The organism is Photobacterium indicum, assembly GCF_003026215.1.
Lineage (GTDB): Bacteria > Pseudomonadota > Gammaproteobacteria > Enterobacterales > Vibrionaceae > Photobacterium > Photobacterium indicum.
Genome location: NZ_PYOC01000009.1, coordinates 1 through 20,897, shown reverse-complemented (window position 1 = coordinate 20,897; position 20,897 = coordinate 1). Strand labels below are relative to the sequence as shown.

The window sequence follows — 20,897 nt, the reverse complement described above, 5'->3', positions numbered from 1 at the left end:
TTGAGCCTTATCTGGTTTACCACCAAGCTTCAACTTGGACACCCAGGTTGTATTCTGTGTCGTTTCCTATGCCAAAGGCATTATCATTCTCATAGTCTGTCAGGTAACTGGCATATACACGTAATTCAGGGCGGGCCCAGAAGCTAGAGCCGGCCGCCCAGGCTTGTGCCACAGTAAACTTGCTACCGGAGCTATCGACCTTATTGTCCTCTTCTGTAAACCAACCGCCCTCAAACACAGTACGCATATTTTCGTCCCACTTATACATTGGTCGAACAACTATATTGAAGATAGAATGATCATCTTGGCTGTCAAAACTTGAATTGGCATAAACGATCTGATGTCCGATTTCCCATGTATTTGTTGGAGCAATTACCCCCCAATTAATGATTCGGTAGCCGTCAATACCATCATCAGAGGTTGCATCAGGTGAGTTACCTGCTCCCAATCCGGCCATTTGTTCACCATAGCTTTCGGTCGCATATTGGAATATCGTTTTGTTTAAACCACCAATAACGTTGGCCATGGTCATTTCTGCGGTAAGCATCAGTGGGTCTTCACCAACTTCCGCTTTCTGCTCATCCGTTTCGTTTATGAGGCCATAGTTAAAACCAAGCTCTAAATTGGCATCTTGCCAAAGTGCAATTTCGGCGTATCTGATATCGAAGTTATTAACATTGATATCACCGCTATCTTGACGAAGTACCGCTAATGAAAGTTTGCCCGTACCGACAGACAGGTTTTCTATACCGGCACCGGATCCTGATGTATCCCAGTAGTAAAAATCAGAAATGTGAATATCATGTCGCTGATAGTAACGTTTGCCTGCCCAAGAAACAGCATCCGGATTGCTTGGAATGAGCCCCTTAGCCTGAACATTGAACTGACGAAGGGCAAATTCCGCATCATTGTCACAGGAGACATCGTCAACATCACCTGCTGAATTTTTGAGCAGCTCACATGATGTATTCGTGCCTTCGAAATCATTGCTTCCGTCAGAAAGTAAAGCCATCATAGAGTCAACATAGAAGGATTTTCCATCTTGGCTGTAGAGTTCTTTGCCCAATAGGATTTCAGAATAGAGATCGTCTTCGTTACCGAGGCGGCCTACTTTATTCGATTGGTAACGCACCTGCTGGCCGTTTTCACCGCTGATACCAATACCAGCACGCACATAACCGTGAAAATCGACCTCAGCAGTAACGGTCGCAGAGGCGAATATGGTTACAATTGTAACGGCCTGGCCCAGTGTATTTCTGTTCATTGGTAGCATTCCCCGCATGAATTATAGTGCTTTATTCTTCGTTTTTATTTTCTCCTTAAACAGCATAGTCGCCTCTGAGAGGCCTTCCATTACATCCATCGAGCAATCAGTAATTTATCTTTTCCAAACTTACAATTGAGACAGGGTTGTGCAAAAAAAACAGTTTGTCGCAAAGTTAGGCATTACTGCAGAAAATTCAGAACGGGTTTAGAATCGCTTCTTTCTCCATCTAATCCAGCTATTTAATGACAACCCCGAATTCAAATGAAAGCACTTTGCTTCTGGGAGCATCCTTTGGTGCCTTTGTTGGTATTATTCAAACCAGTGCTTGGTACTTTTGTCTAAAAGTAACTTAAGGGGAGGGTGTTTCAACGGATCCGTCTTTAGTAACTATGGATAATTAGAACACTTGATTAGTAGTCACTAACGGTATACGAGTTGATACTGCATTCAGAGCGATTTTATGAATTATTTCATCTACTGTCGTACAGCAATCCATCAATACAGATACTGAGTATTTTTCAGCTGCTTTTGAGATGGCTGTGTGTGTTACGCAGTTTTGCGTCATCATTCCACATATCAGTAGTTCTTCAATCCCTTGCTTTTGTAAGGCCTCTTCTAAGTTGGTTTGCTCAAAGCTATCTGCGTAGGTTTTTACTATTACTTCGCTATTTGGTGCGACAGCCATGATTTCTGGATGTATCTCTACCCCTTCGCTGCCTTGGTTAAAGAATGGTGCGATACCTTTTTCAGGGGCTGCTTCATGTTTGATATGAATCACAGCAATGTTTTGTGCATTTGCTTTTTCAATCGCTGCTTTGATGTTACTTAGTGTCAGCTCGGTATTCCAAAGTGGGAATTTCCCCTTTGGGAAATAGTCGTTTTGTAGATCAATAACAAGTAACGCTTTCTTGTTCATTTTCATTCTCCGCAATTTGTATGTTGACATGCTAATACCAACCTAAATAAGTAAATTTATGACCATTTACTTATCCAGATTGGTATAAGGGGATATTATCTTAGCTTGCAGGCTTTACGTCAGAGTCTAAAATGACATAAAACAAGTTAAAAACGACAAAAGTGGTTTGGTCAATGAAACGAATATTAATAGGTATTTATCACTATCCTAATGCTTTGAAATCGGCTGTTTATGGCCTAGAAGAAATGTTCCTAATGGCAAATAACATCTGTAAAGAGCAGAGTGTTGATGTGATATTCGAGCCAGTTGTCTTTGAAGACACAAAACAGCTACCGCAGACTTTTGTCGTGATATTGTTACCTCCGAGCTTGCAACGTAATGATTATGTCAACCCTAAAACAGAGCTTATTGACTGGCTTAGAATACAGCATAGCCAAGGGGCAATCCTTGCTTCTGCCTGCGCAGGTGCTTTTATATTAGCAGCAACAAAGTTGGTAGAAACAAGAGCTGTTACTACGCATTGGGGCTTGTCAGATTCGCTTCGTGCACAGTTCCCTCATATCGTGGTCAACAGCAATGAAATCTTAATTGATCATGGTGATGTAATTACCGCTGGGGGCATGATGTCTTGGCTAGATCTAGGTTTTGAACTGGTCGCTAAATACTCCTCTGCAAGTGTAATGCGCAAATTGGGAAAACAGCTTGTCGTCGATACCGCGCCAAGGGAGCAGCGTTTTTACCAGCAATTCATTCCCTCTTTTTTACATGGCGACCAAACCATAGTTAAGATTCAGCAAATAATGAACTTGGACTATACGAAACCATTATCTATTCAAACCTTGGCTGGGCAAGTTAACCTTACCGTACGTACCATGCAGCGCCGTTTCTTTAAGGCTACTGGTTATAACCCCAACCGTTATTTGCAGCGATTAAGAGTACAAAAGGTATGCGATTTACTAGAAAGTTCACAACATTCTTTTGAGTATATAGCCAGTCAAGTGGGTTATGAAGATACCAGTGCATGTCGAAAAATATTCGTTAAAATTATAGGGCTAACACCGAGAGAGTTCCGTATGAGATTCACTCGAAACTAAATGTTTTACAGGGAGAGTTTACAGGGAGAGCGCTCGGTGTTGAATTTGGCAACGTGGGTAATTCTTGACCGAGTGTTATGGCGTATTAAAGGTGACCTTTTGAATTCAGCTTGCGGGCGTTAAATTACTCTTATATTGTTCAAGTATTATTCGTAAAAATTTATCACGCGTACGATTCGATGCTTCCTTGGCTAATCGTATAGATACTAATTTTTTCTGTTTCATCTTACATACCTCAATTTGATTACTTTTATTTTATACTCATAATCCAAAATGAAAGCTGAATGGAAACTTATTATGTTTATCTCACTTTAAGATGTCCGGCTTTATTCCAAGATAGAAATGTTTCTTGTTAAGGTTGTTCATTCTGAACAGTAATCACTTTCTTAGTACGTATGGTTCTCAGTCAAGTTACTATTCTTTGAAAGAAGCGACAATCGGGCAGGATAAGCCAGAGGTGTTGGAGCATTGGTCCATTAGGCGACTAAGGTTAGATTTAAGACGTTGAAGATCGCTAATTTTCCTATTGTTAACGTCATACTCACTTCTCAATCGTTTCGCATCGCCCTGTTACTGTCTCTCACACTTAATCCTTATTGCTTCTTCCAGTCGTCAGATTTTCTTACTATAATTTCAACAACTTCAGCAAGCTCTTCACCTTTTGGTGTCAACCCGTAATACACCGTCACAGGAACAGTTTCTTCTTGTCTTCGCCAAACAAATCCTTCTTCCTTTAACAGCTTTAATCGCTCACTGAGTACTTTGCTAGAAACTAGAGCTAGCTGCTTCTGTATTTGCCCAAATCGCATTTCATGATTCTGACTAACTAACCAAACAATATGAGAAGTCCATTTTGTAGAGATCAGTGTTAAGTATTTATCAGCACTACAATAGCCTTCAGGCTGTTTACCTTGTTTATTCATACTGTCTCCTTCAATTTTCATCATATCTAACTTGAATCAAATTGCTATACCCACACTAGTTACCCAAAGGTAACTAGTTACTTTTGGGTGCCTAATTTCTTTTAATTACTTACTCCAATATTATCACTCCATCGCCACAGAACATTTAAACTAAGGAAATAGTATGAAAGCAATTTGGTTCATTGTTTTAAGCACTCTATCTTTTTTCTCTTATGCATCAATGGATTATAAGAAACCGCAAACGCCGCGTGAATTACACCAGTTATTTGCAGAGTATTTTTCAAATAATGATATTACTGGACTAGGTACGCTATTCCATGAAGATGCAGTATTCGTCTTAGACGCTGAAGGAAATCTCGCTAAAGGTAGAGAGGCTATCAAGCAGACTTTGAAAGGCTATATGCAAGGTGACGTAGAAATGATCACACACGGTGTATCTATTCACATCAATGGTGACACTGCTCTTATCCGCTCCGACTGGGAAATTACGAATGTACAAACAGGAATGGCACTTGAAGTGATGAAATACACTGATGGAGGTTGGCTTTACGTAATTGATAACCCTAATGGCTTCTGAAGACTGGTCACTTATTCAAATATTCAAAATTATCTAAGGAAGTAGAAAATCGCCTGTTTATGTCTTATTGCTGTAAACAGGCGGTGGGTAGTTTTATCAAATTTTATGATATAGATTTGAAGGTGGATACGGTCTATTTAGGATAGACAGTCTGACGACCGCAACCAGCACAAACACCATGTTGGATACGAAGCTCGCAGTCATGGGTGGTTGGATTACCATGTGGGCAAGCATCATCAACACCTTCGACATGATTTAGTGAAAAGCTACCTTGCGTCGCATTTCCACGAGGATCATATTCGCCTTTTTCACCAAACCCCTTATTTGCTTGAATCGTATCAAGCATGGTCGAAAGGTCGTGAGCAAACAACTCAGCATAGCGTGCATCTTCTGCAACCATTTCACTCATACGATGTAATACAGTGGCAACGCGTGTCTGAGCGTTTTTATTATCTGCCATAGTAATTGGAGCTCCTGTATAGAGGTTGTTATGGTTGCGTTGAGGTAACCATAACAACCTTAAATTTGTGGGTAGAGGGTAATCGTTTTTAATATTAATTAGTATTTCTACGGCGCTTACACTGCAATTTGTGCTTTAGGCGTTTCACCATGAATGTCGTAAGCTTTCTTGCCATAAATATAAGTTTGAGAAACGGTTCTGTCGTCTCCAAGGCTCATTAATACAAACAGCTTTTCTTCGAGGTTGGTAGTTTGCTTCATTCTAAAACGCATAAGCTGTGTTGCATGAAGATCGAGTACAACGAAATCAGCTTCTTTCCCTATCGCAAGGTTGCCAATTTTATCGTCAAGATGAAGGGCTTTTGCTCCGCCTAATGTCGCTAAAAATAACGATTTAACGGGGTGAAGTTTCTCTTGTTGCAACTGCATGATTTTGTAGGCTTCACTCATGGTTTGCAGCAATGAAAAGCTTGTACCTGCACCCACATCCGTTCCCATGCCTACGTTGATATTAAATTTTTCCATTTTAGGAAGATTGAACAAGCCAGATCCTAAGAAAAGGTTAGATGTGGGGCAAAAAGCAATGGATGAGTCAGTGTCTGCGAGTCGCTGGCATTCACAATCAGAAAGGTGAATTCCATGGGCGAACACCGAACGTTTGTGTAATAGACCGTAGTGGTCGTACACATCCAGGTAGCTTTCACGTTCTGGGAAAAGATTTAACACCCATTCGATTTCTTTTTTATTTTCAGAAAGATGGGTGTGCATGAAAACGTCAGGGTATTCCTTTAACAACTGACCGACAGTGGCGAGCTGCTCATTGGTACTAGTAGGTGCAAAGCGTGGTGTTACTGCATAATGCAGTCGCCCTTTATTGTGCCAACGTTCAATGAGTTCTTTAGATTCTTCGTAACCTGATTGCGGTGTGTCGGTAAGATAATCTGGCGCATTACGATCCATTAGCACTTTACCGGCGATCATGCGTAAATTACGTTTTTCGGCTTCTTCGAAAAAAACATTAACAGATTCTTTATGTACCGTGCCAAATACCAGTGCGGTTGTTGTTCCGTTACTGGCTAGTTCATCAAGAAACAGTGTCGCGACCTGATGGGCATAGATTGGATTTTTAAAACGTAACTCTTCAGGGAAAGTATAGTTCTCTAACCAATCTAAAAGCTGTTCACCATAAGAGGCAATCATGCCCGTTTGTGGGTAATGGATATGGGTATCGATAAAACCCGATGTAATGATTTTATCTTTAAAGACCTTAACCGTGATGTGTTTAGGTTGTCTTGCTAATACGTCTTCTGCTGAACCAATATCAACAATATGACCATTTTCGACAACCAAAACGCCATCCTCAAAATACTGGTAAGAATCGTCGAGTCCGACATCTTTAGGGTCAGCCACGCTGTGTACAATGGCTGAGCGGTATGCGATTTTTTGTGATGTCATTTCTTTCAATCCTATTGTCCGTTCAGATTAAGCCAGCTTGTTCTGTCGAACGGCTAATGCTGTATCAACTGGGCGTTTTTGCTCCAGTTCTTCACCTTGATAGTGAGCAATCAGTTCGCCTGCGACAGAAACAGCAATTTCAGCAGGGTGCTTTCCTTTCACCGCTGCGATGCCAATAGGGCAGACCATGCGTTCTACTGTTGCTTGGTCATAGCCGCGCTCTGTTAATCTGTAATCAAATTTTTTGCGCTTGGTTTCCGATCCAATCATGCCGAAATAAGTGACGTCTTCACGCTTTAAAATGGCTTTTGCCAAATCGAAATCAAGCTGGTGGTTGTGTGTCATAACAAGGTAATAGCTGTTGGGTGGCATATGCTTTACTTCAGCAACAGGATCGTCACTCACTAGCTTATTGATGCCTGTTGGAAGATGTTCTGGAAATTCATTTTCGCGCTCGTCAATCCAAGTCACTTTAAAGGGCAGCGTTGCTACAATATGTAGCAGCGCTTTCGCCACATTACCTGCACCAAATAGCACTAAGTGATTTTGCTGTTGACCTATGGGCTCAAAGCTTAGTGTTGCCATACCACCGCAGCATTGACCCAAACGTGCACCAAGATTAAAGCGTTCCACTTTTAAGTGTTTATCGCCAATTAACAGCATTTCCCGTGCCATTTTTGTCGCCAAATGTTCAAGATGACCGCCGCCAATAGTGGCGATGAGCCCGTCACGAGTCACTAGCATTTTTGTACCTGCATCGCGAGGCACTGAGCCTTTGTCTTCTAAAACGGTGACCATTATGCAAGCTTCGCCTTTGTCTTCCAGTCTCGCTAGCTCATGAATCCAGTTATCATTGAACATATTGACGCTCCCAATCAGTTGCATTATTTTTCTTGTTCGTTGAGCTCTACTGTTACTTCTAACTCTGGTTGATCAACCTGTTGTACATTTTGCACTGCCCATAGCACGCGTTCTGGTGTTGCTGGCGTATCCAGTTTTGGAATCGCATTGTTTACAGCAACAGACGCGATGGCATCTTTTAATGCACTCCACACAGACATGCTAAGCATGAATGGGGGTTCACCGACAGCTTTCGAATTAAAGACGGTATCTTCAGGGTTGCTGCGGTTTTCCAGTAAGTGAGTGCGAAAATCGATAGGCATATCAGCAATTGCTGGGATCTTGTAGCTTGCTGGACCATTAGTCGTAAGCTTGCCTTGTTCATTCCACACTAACTCTTCAGTTGTTAACCAACCTACGCCTTGAATGAAACCACCTTCAATCTGGCCGATATCAATGGCAGGGTTTAAGGATGCCCCTACATCATGTAATAAATCGGCACGCAGTATTTTGTATTCACCAGTTAAGGTATCAATAACCACTTCAGAGCAAGATGCGCCATAGGCGTAGTAGTAGAACGGGCGACCACGCGCTTTTTGGTGATCGTAGAAAATCTTCGGTGTGCGATAAAAACCGGTACTTGAAAGTGAGATTTGATTGAAATAAGCCAATTGAATCAGTTCTTCAAACGGCATGTATTTATCGCGAATTTTTACAATACCACTTTTGAATACCACTTCTTCTTCGCTAACCTTGAAGTGTGAACTCGCAAATTCAACTAATCTGCGTTTAATCGTTTGCGCGGCATTTTGTGCTGCTTTACCGTTCAAATCGGTACCCGATGAAGCTGCCGTCGGGGAGGTATTGGGTACTTTATCGGTATTGGTAGCCGTGATTTGAATGCGGTCGATATCGACTTGGAACTCTTGAGCAACAATTTGTGCCACTTTGGTGTTTAAACCTTGTCCCATTTCAGTACCACCGTGGTTGAGGTGAATGCTGCCGTCGGTATAAATATGAAGTAGGGCGCCAGCTTGGTTCAAGAACGTTGCTGTGAACGAGATACCAAACTTAACAGGCGTAATGGCTAAGCCCTTTTTGAGTATTGGGCTTGTTTTGTTAAAGGTGTCGATTTCTTTACGACGTTCGTGGTACTGGCTGGTGGCTTCAAGTTGTTCTGTTATATCGTGTATGAAGTTATCTTCGACGGTTTGGTAGTAGTGCGTGATATTACGGTCTTTATCATCGTAGTAGTTGTGTTTACGCACTTCTAGCGGATCTTTCTTTAGGTAGCAGGCGATTTCATCCATGATATGTTCAATGGTCATCATGCCTTGCGGGCCACCAAATCCGCGGTATGCGGTGTTAGAGGCAGTATTGGTTTTGCAACGATGCCCCGTGACTGTTGCATCACCCAAGTAATAGGCGTTATCAGAGTGGAACATGGCGCGATCGACAATGGAGCTTGATAGATCTGGCGAATAACCACAGTTACCAGCAACCGTAATATCAATACCTTGGATACGGCCATTATCATCAAAGCCAACTTTGTATTGGTTGTAGAACGGGTGGCGTTTTCCTGTCATTTGCATATCTTCACTACGCAATAAGCGCATTTTTGTAGGGCGACCGGTGAGGTGAGCAACAACAGCCGCCATACAAGCAGGGCCTGCCGCTTGCGTTTCTTTTCCGCCAAAACCACCACCCATTCGGCGCATATCAATAACGATTTTATGCATTGGCACCCCCAAAACTTCAGCAACCAATTTTTGTACTTCGGTTGGGTTCTGGGTAGAGGTATAAACAATCATGCCGCCATCTTCAGTTGGCATTACACTGCTGACTTGTGTTTCTAAATAGAAGTGCTCTTGCCCACCGATATGCAGATCACCTTCAAGCACATGTTTGGCTTTCTTTAATGCAGCAGCCGAATCGCCGCGTTTTTGTTGGTGGCTTTCAGTTACGAAATGCTTCTTTTCTAGCGCCTCTTTAACATCAAGAATCGCTGGAAGAGGGTCATATTCGATAATGGCTGCTTGAGCAGCTTTACGTGCCGTTTCTAAATCATTGGCAGCAACGGCCAAGATAGGTTGTCCGTAGTATTCTACTTTTCCATCAGCCAGTAGTGGGTCGCCGGGTAAAATTGCACCAATATCTAGTTGCCCAGGCACATCTTTACTGGTGATAACCACCTCGACGCCCTCGAACTCGTAACACGGGCTAACGTCAATTTTGGTGATATTGGCGTGTGCTTGGGTGCTTAAACGTGCATACAAATGAAGTTGGTTAGGAAATTCTAAACGGTCATCGATATAGACAGCTTCACCTGTTACTTGCTTACCTGCGCTGTCGTGCTTAACGCTTTTACCCACGCCAGTTGTTAAATCTTGTTTTACAAGAGCCACCATCTCTTCGTGGCTCAACGCATTACCATGATGATTAGACATAAGAGGTCACCCTTGTTTCAATTTGATTATTCACGTTTTGCTGTTCGATAAAGAAGCGGTAAAGCATATTAGCGGCTGTTTGGCTGCGGTATTCTTTACTTGCTCTGAAATCAGAAAGAGGCTCGAAATCGTTTTCTAATATCGCCATTGCCAGTTTTACTGTGGCTACATTCCATTTCTGCCCGAGTAACGCTTGTTCACACGCTGCTGCGCGTTTGGGTGTTGCAGCCATGCCACCGAAGGCAATACGAATTGAGGCGACTACGCCGTTAGTTAATTCAAGATTAAATGCGCCGCATACCGCAGAAATATCATCATCGAGTCGCTTGGAAAGCTTGTAAGCACGGAACTCTTTACGGGCTTCAGGCTTAGGGATAATGATTTTTTCGATGAACTCTGAAGGTTGTTGTGCAGTCACTTTGTAGCTAATGAAGTAATCTTCAATCGGAATAGTGCGAGACTTTTTACCACGACGAAGCGTAATGTTGGCATTGAGTGCAATCAGTAAAGGGGGCGCATCACCAATAGGGGAAGCATTCGCAATATTGCCACCCAGCGTGCCTTGGTTACGAACTTGCAGCGATGCAAAGCGGTGAAGCAATTCACCAAAATCAGGGTAGTGTTTGCTGATTACATCGTAGCAATCACTGATTGGTAAATTTGCACCAATGATAATGTCGCTATCGGTTTCCTCTAATACTTTCATATCAGCAACCAGATTTACGCTAATCAACTGTTTTATTTCACGTTGAAACTGTGTTACTTCCAGAGCCAAATCTGTTCCGCCTGCCAGTAGGCGTGCGTCAGGGTAGGTTAGTAGTAGTTCCGCCAGTTCATCTGTTGTTGTTGGTGAAAAGCTTGATAGATTCTTATAGTAAAGTGTAGCGGGTTCATTACTGATACTTTTAAGCTTTTCGATGGTACGTAGTTCAAGTTCAGCAAACTGATCGAGAATGGGTTTATCAGTGCTAAGTGACATCGCCGCATCAATAATCGGGCGGTAGCCTGTACATCGACAAAGGTTGCCAGCTAATGATTCTAAAATATCTTCTTTGTTGGCTTGAGGGCGATTCTTACTGAGTGCAAACATCGACATGATAAAGCCGGGTGTGCAGTAACCGCACTGTGAGCCATGAAACTCAACCAAGGCTTGTTGCACAGGGTGAAGAGATTTATCTGTATTTTGCAAATCCTCCACCGTGATTAATTGTTTTCCGTGCAGGGCTGAAACAAAGGTAAGACACGAGTTAACCGAGCGATATTGTAGTTGCCCATTCACTAATTCACCGAGTACAACCGTACATGCGCCACAGTCACCTGAACCACAACCTTCCTTGGTTCCTGTTTTGTTTGTCTGAGTGCGCAGATAATTGAGCACGGTCATATTAGGTGAAAGTTGAGTTTCTTCTCGTACTTTCTGATTCAGTAAGAATTTAATCAAGAGACCTCCTTGGCTAGGTTGCGATTTTTCTGACCTTTGAGTCAATATTGTTCAAGTTGACTTTTTAGTCAACTGTTATTTTACAACTTTGCAACAATTGCGTGTGGGGTTACTTTTATTATCAATTCTTTAATAATCAATAATCTAAGTTAGATTTTCTGAGTTTTATTTATTGTTTTAATGCTTTTGTATGCTAAAGATGTTTAGTTGTTACATTTTGTTTTTTATATTGCATACACTACTAAATACAATTATGGCAGAGATATAGATGGCTATTGTGTGGATTATCAGAATAATTGATTGATACTTGGCATGATGTTTATTAAATACCAATTCCATTAATTATCTGCCCATTCAGAATACCACTGGGAGTCGAGTTCAAGGATAGTGTTTGATAGAAGAGTGGTTCTCTTTTGAAATTGCTAGACACAGAAGTTGGCTTCCAGTGGTGTTCCCTTTGGGCGAGTTTAAAATACTTTTATACTGCGTTAATAAATTTCAATTTAGAGCCACTAGATCCTCAATTTATCTCCTTGCCTAAAAGTATTTTAACTCTCGCTGAACTGATCAGATAATTAATGGATTTGGTATAAGTGGGTAGGATTATGTCAGGTGAGGTTTTTAAAACAAAAAAAGACCGTAGATACACGAAAGTGGAATACTTGTGAATTGGTATAAGCGTAGGAGTACATAAAATACAGGAAGCAGTGTGAAGGTAAGTTGGCTCTGTTTATGGTAACAGAGCCTATGTGAAATTATGCTTTGTTTAAGGCATTACTCTTAATGACATTAGAGAAAACGACATGCAAATCATTAGACGCAGTTTCACCATCTAGGCTCAGTTTGGAGCGAATATGGTTTAAATGTTCTGCCATTAACGATAGGGCTTTTTCTTTATCACCAGCTTCAATGGCATCCAATAAAATGGTGTGTTCATCTAAAGAACAATTAGCATTGTTACCTACTTCGTATTGCGCAATTAATAAAGACGTTTGAGAAACCAAGCTTCGTTGAAAATTGAGGAGAGGGGCATTGTTTGCCATCTCTGCAAGTTTGAGGTGAAATTCACCAGATAGGCGAATACCACTACCAAAATCCCCTTTTTCAAAGGCATTTAATTCTGCTGTTACCAGCTTGCGGATTTGCTTTATTTGCTCTTGAGTTGCATTTTCAACCGCTAATTCAGTAATAGCGAGTTCCATTACTTCTCGTGCTTTAAAGATTTGCTTTGCTTCTTCAATCGTTGGTGCAGCAACAATAGCCCCACGGTTAGGGCGAATCACAACAACTTGTTCAAGAGAAAGGCGCAGCAGTGCTCGGCGGATAATGGTACGGCTAACACTGAATATTTCACTTAAAGCCTCTTCATTCAGCTTGGTGCCTGGCGGTAATCGTTGTTCTAAAATAGCATCAAAAATATGACAGTAAACAACATCATCCTGAGTCTGATTTGGGGATTTAGTTTTTGATTTTTTTTGTATTGATTTGCTGAGACTTGTCATTCGGATGATAAACCTTCTAATCCTGCATCTTGAGGTAACTAGGGTATAGGCGTACTTTGTTATAATTCGTTATCTTTAATATTACTCGTTTTGTGTACAATTTCTTAGCTTTATTGTCTTTTTTATTACAGCAATCGACTTAGTTATCAAAATTAAGCATCAATATTGTGTTTTAGGTGAGGTGTGTTCGATTGAGCTGAATGATTTGGTTTCATTCGTTAGGTTGAGGCGGGGGAAAACAAGAAAGCCAGCTATAGAGATAACTGGCTTTCATGATGTTTGGCAATATGTAATCTAGGTTATGCTAGGCAAATAACTCTCAGAATGGATACCAAAACAGCTGTTCTGATTGATAACGTTTGACAAAGCCTAACGTCAGAACAATCGCGATGACCAATAGAGTTAGGTAATCATTTTTGGTCATTGGCTTTAAGCTGTACCAAGAGCGTCGCTTATTGCGACCAAAACCACGCAATGTCATGGCGTTGGAAATAACGTCGGCGCGATCAAGGCTAGAGAAAATCAATGGACCTAGAATTTTAGCAACGTTTTTAATGCGCTTCATTACCGGAACATTATTTGAAATGTCGACACCACGGGCTTGCTGCGCATGCATGATATTCATGAAGTCTTTCATTACTTCGGGTAAATAGCGCAAGGTCAAACTGACGGCGTAAGCGATCTTGTAAGGCACCCCTAATTTATTCAAGCTGGCTGAAAATTCAGTAGGGTGAGTGGTAAAGACAAAGACTAACGCAATGGGGAACATACTGAAATACTTAAGTGTGACAGTTAGCAGGTAGAATAATGTTTCAACCGTGATTTTATAGTTACCAAAGAGTGTTAACAGTACTGTTTCACTCCCCATGTACTCGACACCTTGTAAGGGGGCAATTAGAAACATAAATAATGCGTTCATTAAAAGAACAACAGACGTACCGATTAAAAGAGGCTTATAGACTGAGAACGGCACTTTACTGATTTTTAATAGTGCTAAGCCGACTAAGATCATTGCGCAAATAACACGTAAATCAAAGGTGATCAGCACCATGGTTACCCAGCTCATGAATAAGATGAACTTAGTGATACCATTTAACGCATGCAAGGCAGAGCCTGTATTGACATAGCTAATGCCAAATTTAATTTTATTTGTTTTCATTATTTATTCTTTGCCTCATGTTCAATAAAGCAATGAATGAAGTTATCGATACGTTCAATCCCCATCACATGTGCTAATGAATACAGGCTGGTTACGGTTAAGTTGGCTTTTTCTAGCAGAGCTGGCTGGCTAAAAATGGTGTTTACAGGTGCGTCGGCTAATAATTGGCTATCAGCAATGACAATGGCACGTTGAGTATATTCGAGAACAAGGTGCATATCATGCGAGATGATCAGAATGGTAATGCCGAGTTTACGGTTAAGCTCTCGCACAAACTTCATCATTAATGTGTAGTGATGGTAGTCTTGGCCTGCTGTAGGTTCATCCAGAATCAGTAGTTCAGGTTCTAGTACTAAGATAGTGGCAATGGTCACGCGCTTTTTCTGACCATAACTTAAAGCATCAATTGGCCAATGGCGGTATTTTTTCAAACCGCACAGGTCAAGAATATCTAGAACCTTACGTTCGACTACTGCTTCATCGATTCCTCGGTTGCGTAAACCTGATGCAATCTCATCAAAAATCATATGGTGCGAAATCATATGATTAGGGTTTTGTAGCACTATACCGATCTTCTGGCTGCGTTCAAAAATAGAGCATTGTGCTAAATCTTGTCCATTCATGAAAATAGACCCAGTATCAGGTTCTAATACCCCCATGATTAAACGTGTGATCGTTGATTTCCCTGAACCATTCTTACCTAAGATGGAAACAAATTCCCCTTTATTGATATGAAAGCTCACATCATCAAGCGTATTTTTAATGCCATCGTATGAGTACGAAAGGTTATTGACAGTAAGCAAGCGCTCACTGTTTTCTGGGGTGCCTTCAGCTGCTGATTGGCGATACCAGTTTTCGATCTGCGGCTTAAATTTATCAAGATTTAATGTCGAGAAATATGCCGGTTTATCGTCTTCGGTTATTTGGCATCCAGCCGCTTTTAACGCCGATATGTAAAGAGGCTCACGTATTCCATGCTGTTCCAGTAGATCACTGGCAATGAGTTGGTCAGGTGTCATATTGGCAACAATTTCACCTTGTTCCATCATGATGATGCGATCAACAGGGCGATGAAGAACGTCTTCAAGGCGGTGTTCAATAATGATAACCGTTTTGCCTGTATCACGATGAAGGTGATCAATAATGTCGATGGCGGCTTTGCCTGTTTTAGGGTCTAAGCTTGCTAGCGGTTCATCAAACAATAAGATATCGACATCATCGACCATAACGCCCGCAAGGGATACGCGCTGTTTTTGACCACCACTAAGGTCAAAAGGAGACACATCTAAGATGTCATCAAGCTCAACCATTTTTGCGGTGTTTTTAACAATAGTATGCATTTCTTCTTGAATAACCATTTGGTTTTCAAGTGCAAAGGCAATATCTTCGCCCACGCTTAGACCGACAAATTGTCCATCAGTATCTTGTAGTACAGTGCCTACGATATTGGTACATTGATGAAGATCTAATGATTCTGTGTCTTTACCGTTAATCTTGAGGCTACCAGAGCAATCGCCTTTAACGGCAAAGGGGATTAAGCCATTCAAGCATTGGCCTAGTGTTGATTTTCCACTGCCGCTTGGACCAACAATAACAACTTTTTCGCCTTTCCCAATTGTTAGGTTAATATTTTTTAGGGTTGGCTTTTCTAACGCCCAATACTTGAACGTGAAATTAGAGAATTCAATAGTCATCAGTTAATCAGCTTCTTTAAGGTTGTAGCTTTGTTGTTTTCTTTTTGCCACCGCGGTCAAAATATAGTGACCGACAATAGCAATTAAGAGGGTGTTACCTGCGGCAATAATGATGAGTTGTGCCATCACTTTGGTAAAGGGTTCGGCATAAAGCACAGAATCTAAATAGGCAGAGCAGCCATAACCAATAACATTACCGAGGAAAGCAAGGAATACAAACAAGGAAAAATCAAATTTAGTGAATTTCCCCATCTCTAAACGATCTCGGGTAATCTTGGGGTAAAAACCAATTATTAGTCCGACTAACCCCGAACCAAGAACCCACGTTAGCCATACTCCCCAGCCCGCAAACATATCGGTGACCCAATGGCCAATAAAGCCAACAAGAAAACCAACAAGGGGACCAAATAAAACAGAAAATAATGCCAATACTGCCATCGCAGGCTTAAGCGTTGTGTTGGCAAATACGGGGATACCAAACATAGGTAAACCGCCAATGCCGTAAAGTGCAGCACCAATGGCGATTAAAACCACCGTTTTAGCAGAAAGATTCATGATATAACCTTCAGTCAACTCTGGTGATTGTTCATCATAGGGAAGGCAAGTTTGGATAACCTCTTTGATGTGAACAATCTTCGTTATAATGGATGTCGCAAATACTGCTTTAATTTTATGGCTACTAACCACCGGTAAGAACGTAAATCGTCAAAACTCTGATTCTGAGTGCGAATAATCCATTATTGTGCAAGAGCGATGATGGTGTATGTGTAGCGTTCCTTTAATCGGCGGCAATACTACATGAAGCTGTGATAGAAATAAAAACTTTCCATCTAGACGTCTAAGTATTGAGCGAAACTCATAAACTTTACGGTATTTCTAGCTTAAACAGCCTTCATGTTTGATATATAAACAGGAGATATGATTACAAAAGGGAAGTGATGAATATTTTACAGAATGTAATAATCATTTTTGTCTAGATTCAGTGAAAGTTAGGCTGGGTAAACTAATCTTGTATTAAGAGTTAGTCATAATTTAGCTGTCGTACATGAGTGCTCTATTTGTTATGTTTTTGCTGTAACTGACTGTTTAGTTAGTGATTACTGATAGAGCTATCATGAAATGTGGTGAAGAAGCCTTCTTTAGGTAAAAACTGTAGTAATAGCGTTGAAATTGGTGTGGATGGATTTCTAATCGTTACCTTGTTTGTTAAATAACTTACCTGTATGTAATGTAAATAATTGGATATACTGAATTTTCTACTTTATTTTTCTTGATATATGGTAAATACTGCTGGTTGCCTTGTTTTATTTTGAAGCATGCAATAAAAACATTTTCGTTATATAGTGTCTTTGTTTGTATTTATTCGAAATTTTGCGCTATCACACAAAATCAGTATGTGTACTGATTTTAAGTTAAGGTAAAATTAGGGTAAAATTAGTAATTGCAATCCCGCCAATTCCGGCTGGGTGCAGAGCCAAATCATATTGGAGATACAGCTTGATTAATGTATTCCTTGTAGATGATCACGAACTGGTTCGCACAGGGATCCGACGTCTTCTTGAAGATGTCCGTGGAATAAAAGTGCTAGGAGAAGCCGACAGTGGTGAGGAAGCCGTAAAATGGTGTCGTGCGCAACATGCCGATATTGTTCTTATGGATATGAATATGCCTGGTATCGGTGGTCTAGAAGCTACACGGAAGATTCTTCGTTTCAATCCCGACATCAAAATTATTGTATTAACGATTCATACTGAAAATCCTTTCCCAACGAAAGTGATGCAAGCAGGTGCGGCTGGATACCTTACTAAAGGTGCTGGTCCTGATGAAATGGTTAATGCTATTCGCATGGTTAATAGTGGGCAACGTTATATTTCGCCTGAAATCGCTCAACAGATGGCATTAAGCCAATTTGCACCTGATTCTGAAAATCCGTTTAAAGACCTTTCAGAGCGTGAGCTTCAAATTATGATGATGATCACGAAGGGGCAAAAAGTCACTGACATTTCAGAGCAACTCAGTTTAAGCCCAAAAACAGTGAATAGTTACCGTTACCGTTTATTCAGCAAACTGGATATAGGCGGTGATGTTGAGCTTACCCATCTAGCAATTCGTCATGGAATGTTGGACACAGAGACGTTGTAGTGTCAGAAGCATTAGATGAAAAGAGCTTTGATGCAAAAAGCTTTCTAAAAACAGTTACTCACCAACCTGGCGTCTATCGTATGTATGATGCCGTTGGTGAAGTAATTTATGTTGGGAAAGCTAAAGATCTTAAAAAGCGCCTATCGAGTTATTTTCGAACTAACGTAGCTGGAGAGAAAACCAGAGCGTTAGTGAAAAATATCTGTAAAGTGGATGTCACGGTAACCCATACCGAGACAGAGGCGCTGATCCTTGAGCATAACTACATTAAATTGTACTTGCCTAAGTACAATGTACTATTGCGTGATGACAAATCTTACCCGTATATCTTCTTGAGTAATCACCATCATCCCCGTCTTTCTATTCACCGAGGCACTAAAAAGCGCAAAGGTGAATATTTTGGTCCATACCCTGACGCGGGGGCGGTACGTGAAAGCCTGCATTTAATGCAGAAACTATTTCCTATTCGTCAATGTGAAGATTCTGTTTACGCAAACCGAAGCCGCCCTTGTTTGATGTATCAAATTGGCAGGTGTTTAGCTCCGTGTGTTAAAAATTTGATAACCGAGAAAGATTACGAAGACCAAGTCAGTTTTGCCCGTTTATTTTTACAAGGTAAAGATCGTCAAGTAATCGCTTCACTTGTAGAGAAAATGGAGCAAGCTAGCCAAAGTTTGAATTTTGAACAAGCCGCGACTTTCCGCGATCAAATTCAGGCACTACGACGCATTCAAGAGCAACAATTTGTTAGTCACGATAGTGAAGATGATCTTGATGTGGTTGGAATTGCCCATCAAAACGGTATGGCATGTATTCATGCGCTTTATATTCGTCAAGGTAAAATCTTAGGCAGCCGCAGCTATTTCCCTAAAATGCCAAGCGATGCTGAACTAACGGAAGTGCTATCGAGCTTTATTACGCAGTTTTATCTGAATCAAGCTGAGGGTCGGGTGATCCCATCGGTTATTATCTTAGGTGAAAATTTAGGTGATGATGCTGCGGTTATTACTGAAACATTGTCTGACATTTCGGGTCGGAAAATTGAACTAAAAGTGAACCCTCGTGGTAACCGTGCACGTTATTTGAAATTGGCGCAAACCAACGCAATGACAGCGCTCACTAGCAAGCTTAGTCATAAGATGACTATTCATGAACGGTTCTCTGAGCTACGTAAGGCTCTTAACCTCGAGACTATAACTCGTATGGAATGTTTTGACATTAGCCATACGATGGGTGAAAAAACGGTGGCTTCTTGTGTGGTATTTAATCAAGAAGGTCCGTTTAAGCAAGATTATCGACGTTATAATATTACGGGTATCACTGGTGGTGATGATTACGCTGCTATGGGGCAAGTATTAGAGCGTCGCTATGGCAAGCAGATGGAACCCGAAAAAATCCCCGATATTATTTTCATTGATGGTGGACGAGGTCAGCTATCAAGGGCGTATAATGTTGTAAAACCATTTATGGATGAATGGCCTAAGCAACCACTATTAATTGGTATTGCAAAAGGGGTAACACGCAAAGCAGGGCTTGAAACATTAATTTTTATCACGGGTGAAGAATTTTCTCTGCCCAGCGATTCACCCGCATTGCATTTGATTCAGCATATACGTGATGAAAGCCATAATCATGCGATTAGTGGTCATCGTGCACAACGTGCCAAAGTAAGAAAACGCAGTGCTTTAGAAGATGTGGAAGGTATTGGCCCTAAACGCCGTCAAGCGTTGCTTAAATTTATGGGTGGTTTACACGAATTAAAGCGCGCAAGTAGAGAAGAGATCGCTAAAGTGCCCGGAATCAGTAAAGCTTTGGCAGAAAAGATATATGACGCATTGCAACACGGCTAGCTTTGCGGCACTCTTGTATCTGTAGTGGTACTGTCGTTAATTATAAGAATTAAGAATTATGCGTTTATCAATTCCGAACATATTAAGCTTCATTAGACTAATACTCATCCCTTTCTTTGTTATTGCTTTTTACTTGCCTTATGAGTGGTCTGCGTTTGCAACTGCGTTAATATTCTTTATTGCAGGTGCCACTGATTGGTTTGATGGTTACCTTGCCCGCAAACTGAATCAAACGACTCGTTTCGGGGCATTTATTGATCCAGTTGCTGATAAGCTAATGGTAATCACGGCGATGGTGTTGGTTGTTGAACATTACCACTCTATTTGGGTAACCATTCCTGCCGTTACCATGATAGGTCGAGAAATCATTATTTCTGCATTACGTGAGTGGATGGCTGAACTCGGTAAGCGTGCAAGTGTTGCCGTTTCTTGGGTCGGTAAAGTGAAGACAGCATCTCAGATGTTTGCATTATTGTTATTACTTTGGCACCCACACGAATGGGTAACATGGTTAGGTTATGTATCACTTTATGTAGCAATGGTATTGACTTATTGGTCTATGTACCAATACCTTAAAGCCGCAAAAGGTGACTTGCTTAATGCTGAGCATCATTAAGTCTCAAGGTATTATCTTGTTCTAAAATAGATTTCGGAAGCGGCTAATGAGCCGCTTTTTTATTACCAAATGAAAAAGTGAATTTTATTTATTTGCTGATTAATTCATCTCTTTGATGTTGTTATAGTGGCTTTGGCTAAAAGGTAAGCGAACGAACACTTTTGTTGCATTTTTTTCGTGACAGCATCATTTGAATCTGTAGAATGGCCGACATACCGCAGCGGGGCAACCCACTAACGGTTAGTGATTGAAAAATTACTAAATTCTTTAAGATGTTTTGGCTTTAAAGAATATGGCGCGTTGGCAGAGTGGCTATGCAGCGGATTGCAAATCCGTGTACCTCGGTTCGACTCCGGGACGCGCCTCCATTATTCCTTGAGAATAATATTGCGACACTAGCTCAGCTGGTAGAGCGCAACCTTGCCAAGGTTGAGGTCACGAGTTCGAGCCTCGTGTGTCGCTCCAAATTTTGTACTAACGGTCACGTTACATTGGCAGACCGTTATAAGATGGTG

At 41.2% G+C, this 20,897-nt stretch carries 17 protein-coding genes and 2 tRNA genes; 7 read left to right on the top strand and 12 right to left on the bottom strand.

The window, feature by feature from the left end; genetic code table 11:
• Positions 1-16 precede the first annotated feature (16 nt).
• On the bottom strand, positions 17-1,264 hold the full coding sequence (locus C9J47_RS19770; protein ID WP_245903545.1) for a maltoporin: 1,248 nt from the start codon (positions 1,262-1,264) through the stop codon (positions 17-19).
• 400 nt (positions 1,265-1,664) lie between these two features.
• Positions 1,665-2,183, bottom strand: coding sequence for a cysteine hydrolase family protein (locus C9J47_RS19765; protein WP_107255032.1), 519 nt, complete (start codon positions 2,181-2,183; stop codon positions 1,665-1,667).
• Between the two features lie 173 nt (positions 2,184-2,356).
• Here C9J47_RS19765 and C9J47_RS19760 point away from each other — a divergent pair, with 173 nt between their 5' ends.
• A complete protein-coding gene (locus C9J47_RS19760) occupies positions 2,357-3,277 on the top strand; it encodes a GlxA family transcriptional regulator (protein ID WP_107255031.1) in 921 nt (306 codons plus the stop codon).
• A gap of 593 nt (positions 3,278-3,870) precedes the next feature.
• Here C9J47_RS19760 and C9J47_RS19755 read toward each other — a convergent pair.
• On the bottom strand, positions 3,871-4,200 hold the full coding sequence (locus C9J47_RS19755; protein ID WP_107255030.1) for a winged helix-turn-helix transcriptional regulator: 330 nt from the start codon (positions 4,198-4,200) through the stop codon (positions 3,871-3,873).
• Between the two features lie 163 nt (positions 4,201-4,363).
• On the opposite strand from C9J47_RS19755, the gene C9J47_RS19750 reads away from it, so the two are divergent.
• Positions 4,364-4,777, top strand: coding sequence for a YybH family protein (locus C9J47_RS19750; RefSeq protein ID WP_107255029.1), 414 nt, complete (start codon positions 4,364-4,366; stop codon positions 4,775-4,777).
• A gap of 133 nt (positions 4,778-4,910) precedes the next feature.
• On the opposite strand, the gene C9J47_RS19745 is transcribed toward C9J47_RS19750, so the two are convergent.
• The 9 genes from C9J47_RS19745 to C9J47_RS19705 all read right to left on the bottom strand — a co-directional run bounded on the left by C9J47_RS19745 (position 4,911) and on the right by C9J47_RS19705 (position 16,329).
• Entirely contained in the window at positions 4,911-5,237 is a 327-nt protein-coding gene (locus C9J47_RS19745; protein ID WP_107255028.1) for a hypothetical protein, read from the bottom strand.
• A gap of 116 nt (positions 5,238-5,353) precedes the next feature.
• Entirely contained in the window at positions 5,354-6,691 is a 1,338-nt protein-coding gene (gene guaD / locus C9J47_RS19740) for a guanine deaminase (RefSeq protein WP_107255027.1), read from the bottom strand.
• Between the two features lie 27 nt (positions 6,692-6,718).
• Positions 6,719-7,552, bottom strand: a complete 834-nt coding sequence (xdhC, locus tag C9J47_RS19735; protein WP_107255166.1) for a xanthine dehydrogenase accessory protein XdhC — start codon at positions 7,550-7,552, stop codon at positions 6,719-6,721.
• Between the two features lie 23 nt (positions 7,553-7,575).
• Positions 7,576-9,978 (bottom strand): xanthine dehydrogenase molybdopterin binding subunit, encoded by a 2,403-nt coding sequence (gene xdhB, locus C9J47_RS19730; RefSeq protein ID WP_107255026.1) that lies wholly within the window; start codon positions 9,976-9,978, stop codon positions 7,576-7,578.
• Entirely contained in the window at positions 9,971-11,419 is a 1,449-nt protein-coding gene (gene xdhA / locus C9J47_RS19725) for a xanthine dehydrogenase small subunit (RefSeq protein ID WP_107255025.1), read from the bottom strand. The genes xdhB and xdhA overlap by 8 nt, the downstream gene beginning before the upstream one ends.
• Positions 11,420-12,174: 755 nt before the next feature.
• Positions 12,175-12,921 carry a GntR family transcriptional regulator gene (locus C9J47_RS19720; RefSeq protein ID WP_107255024.1) on the bottom strand — a complete coding sequence of 249 codons (747 nt, stop codon included), beginning with the start codon at positions 12,919-12,921 and terminating at the stop codon, positions 12,175-12,177.
• A gap of 319 nt (positions 12,922-13,240) precedes the next feature.
• Positions 13,241-14,080, bottom strand: coding sequence for an energy-coupling factor transporter transmembrane component T family protein (locus C9J47_RS19715; RefSeq protein ID WP_107255023.1), 840 nt, complete (start codon positions 14,078-14,080; stop codon positions 13,241-13,243).
• Positions 14,080-15,774: an ABC transporter ATP-binding protein gene (locus C9J47_RS19710; protein ID WP_107255022.1), complete on the bottom strand. Its 1,695-nt coding sequence runs from the start codon at positions 15,772-15,774 to the stop codon at positions 14,080-14,082. Before C9J47_RS19710 ends, C9J47_RS19715 begins: the two co-directional genes overlap by 1 nt.
• A 3-nt stretch (positions 15,775-15,777) precedes the next feature.
• Complete coding sequence (locus C9J47_RS19705) at positions 15,778-16,329, bottom strand: ECF-type riboflavin transporter substrate-binding protein (protein ID WP_107255165.1); 552 nt, start codon at positions 16,327-16,329, stop codon at positions 15,778-15,780.
• A 942-nt stretch (positions 16,330-17,271) separates the two neighbouring features.
• Between C9J47_RS19705 and uvrY the strand changes: the two genes are divergently transcribed.
• From uvrY to C9J47_RS19680, 5 genes are all read left to right on the top strand, one after another.
• Complete coding sequence (gene uvrY / locus C9J47_RS19700; RefSeq protein WP_006233648.1) at positions 17,272-17,916, top strand: UvrY/SirA/GacA family response regulator transcription factor; 645 nt, start codon at positions 17,272-17,274, stop codon at positions 17,914-17,916.
• Positions 17,917-17,996: 80 nt separating this feature from the next.
• On the top strand, positions 17,997-19,766 hold the full coding sequence (gene uvrC / locus C9J47_RS19695; protein WP_245903554.1) for an excinuclease ABC subunit UvrC: 1,770 nt from the start codon (positions 17,997-17,999) through the stop codon (positions 19,764-19,766).
• 58 nt (positions 19,767-19,824) lie between these two features.
• The gene (gene pgsA / locus C9J47_RS19690) at positions 19,825-20,382 is read left to right on the top strand and encodes a CDP-diacylglycerol--glycerol-3-phosphate 3-phosphatidyltransferase (protein WP_006233650.1); all 558 of its coding nucleotides are present in this window, start codon (positions 19,825-19,827) and stop codon (positions 20,380-20,382) included.
• Between the two features lie 294 nt (positions 20,383-20,676).
• Positions 20,677-20,750 (top strand) — tRNA-Cys (locus C9J47_RS19685).
• A 21-nt stretch (positions 20,751-20,771) separates the two neighbouring features.
• Positions 20,772-20,847 (top strand) — tRNA-Gly (locus tag C9J47_RS19680).
• The last annotated feature ends 50 nt before the right edge of the window (positions 20,848-20,897 follow it).

Bases quoted from the DNA above. Each gene is read 5' to 3' on its own strand.
- guaD (WP_107255027.1), bottom strand. From the start codon at position 6,691: ATGACATCACAAAAAATCGCATACCGCTCAGCCATTGTACACAGCGTG.
- C9J47_RS19750 (WP_107255029.1), top strand. From the start codon at position 4,364: ATGAAAGCAATTTGGTTCATTGTTTTAAGCACTCTATCTTTTTTCTCT.
- xdhB (WP_107255026.1), bottom strand. From the start codon at position 9,978: ATGTCTAATCATCATGGTAATGCGTTGAGCCACGAAGAGATGGTGGCT.
- xdhC (WP_107255166.1), bottom strand. From the start codon at position 7,552: ATGTTCAATGATAACTGGATTCATGAGCTAGCGAGACTGGAAGACAAA.
- uvrC (WP_245903554.1), top strand. From the start codon at position 17,997: ATGTATGATGCCGTTGGTGAAGTAATTTATGTTGGGAAAGCTAAAGAT.
- C9J47_RS19705 (WP_107255165.1), bottom strand. From the start codon at position 16,329: ATGAATCTTTCTGCTAAAACGGTGGTTTTAATCGCCATTGGTGCTGCA.
- C9J47_RS19760 (WP_107255031.1), top strand. From the start codon at position 2,357: ATGAAACGAATATTAATAGGTATTTATCACTATCCTAATGCTTTGAAA.
- C9J47_RS19755 (WP_107255030.1), bottom strand. From the start codon at position 4,200: ATGAATAAACAAGGTAAACAGCCTGAAGGCTATTGTAGTGCTGATAAA.
- C9J47_RS19720 (WP_107255024.1), bottom strand. From the start codon at position 12,921: ATGACAAGTCTCAGCAAATCAATACAAAAAAAATCAAAAACTAAATCC.
- pgsA (WP_006233650.1), top strand. From the start codon at position 19,825: ATGCGTTTATCAATTCCGAACATATTAAGCTTCATTAGACTAATACTC.
- C9J47_RS19765 (WP_107255032.1), bottom strand. From the start codon at position 2,183: ATGAACAAGAAAGCGTTACTTGTTATTGATCTACAAAACGACTATTTC.
- C9J47_RS19745 (WP_107255028.1), bottom strand. From the start codon at position 5,237: ATGGCAGATAATAAAAACGCTCAGACACGCGTTGCCACTGTATTACAT.
- C9J47_RS19770 (WP_245903545.1), bottom strand. From the start codon at position 1,264: ATGAACAGAAATACACTGGGCCAGGCCGTTACAATTGTAACCATATTC.
- C9J47_RS19710 (WP_107255022.1), bottom strand. From the start codon at position 15,774: ATGACTATTGAATTCTCTAATTTCACGTTCAAGTATTGGGCGTTAGAA.
- C9J47_RS19715 (WP_107255023.1), bottom strand. From the start codon at position 14,080: ATGAAAACAAATAAAATTAAATTTGGCATTAGCTATGTCAATACAGGC.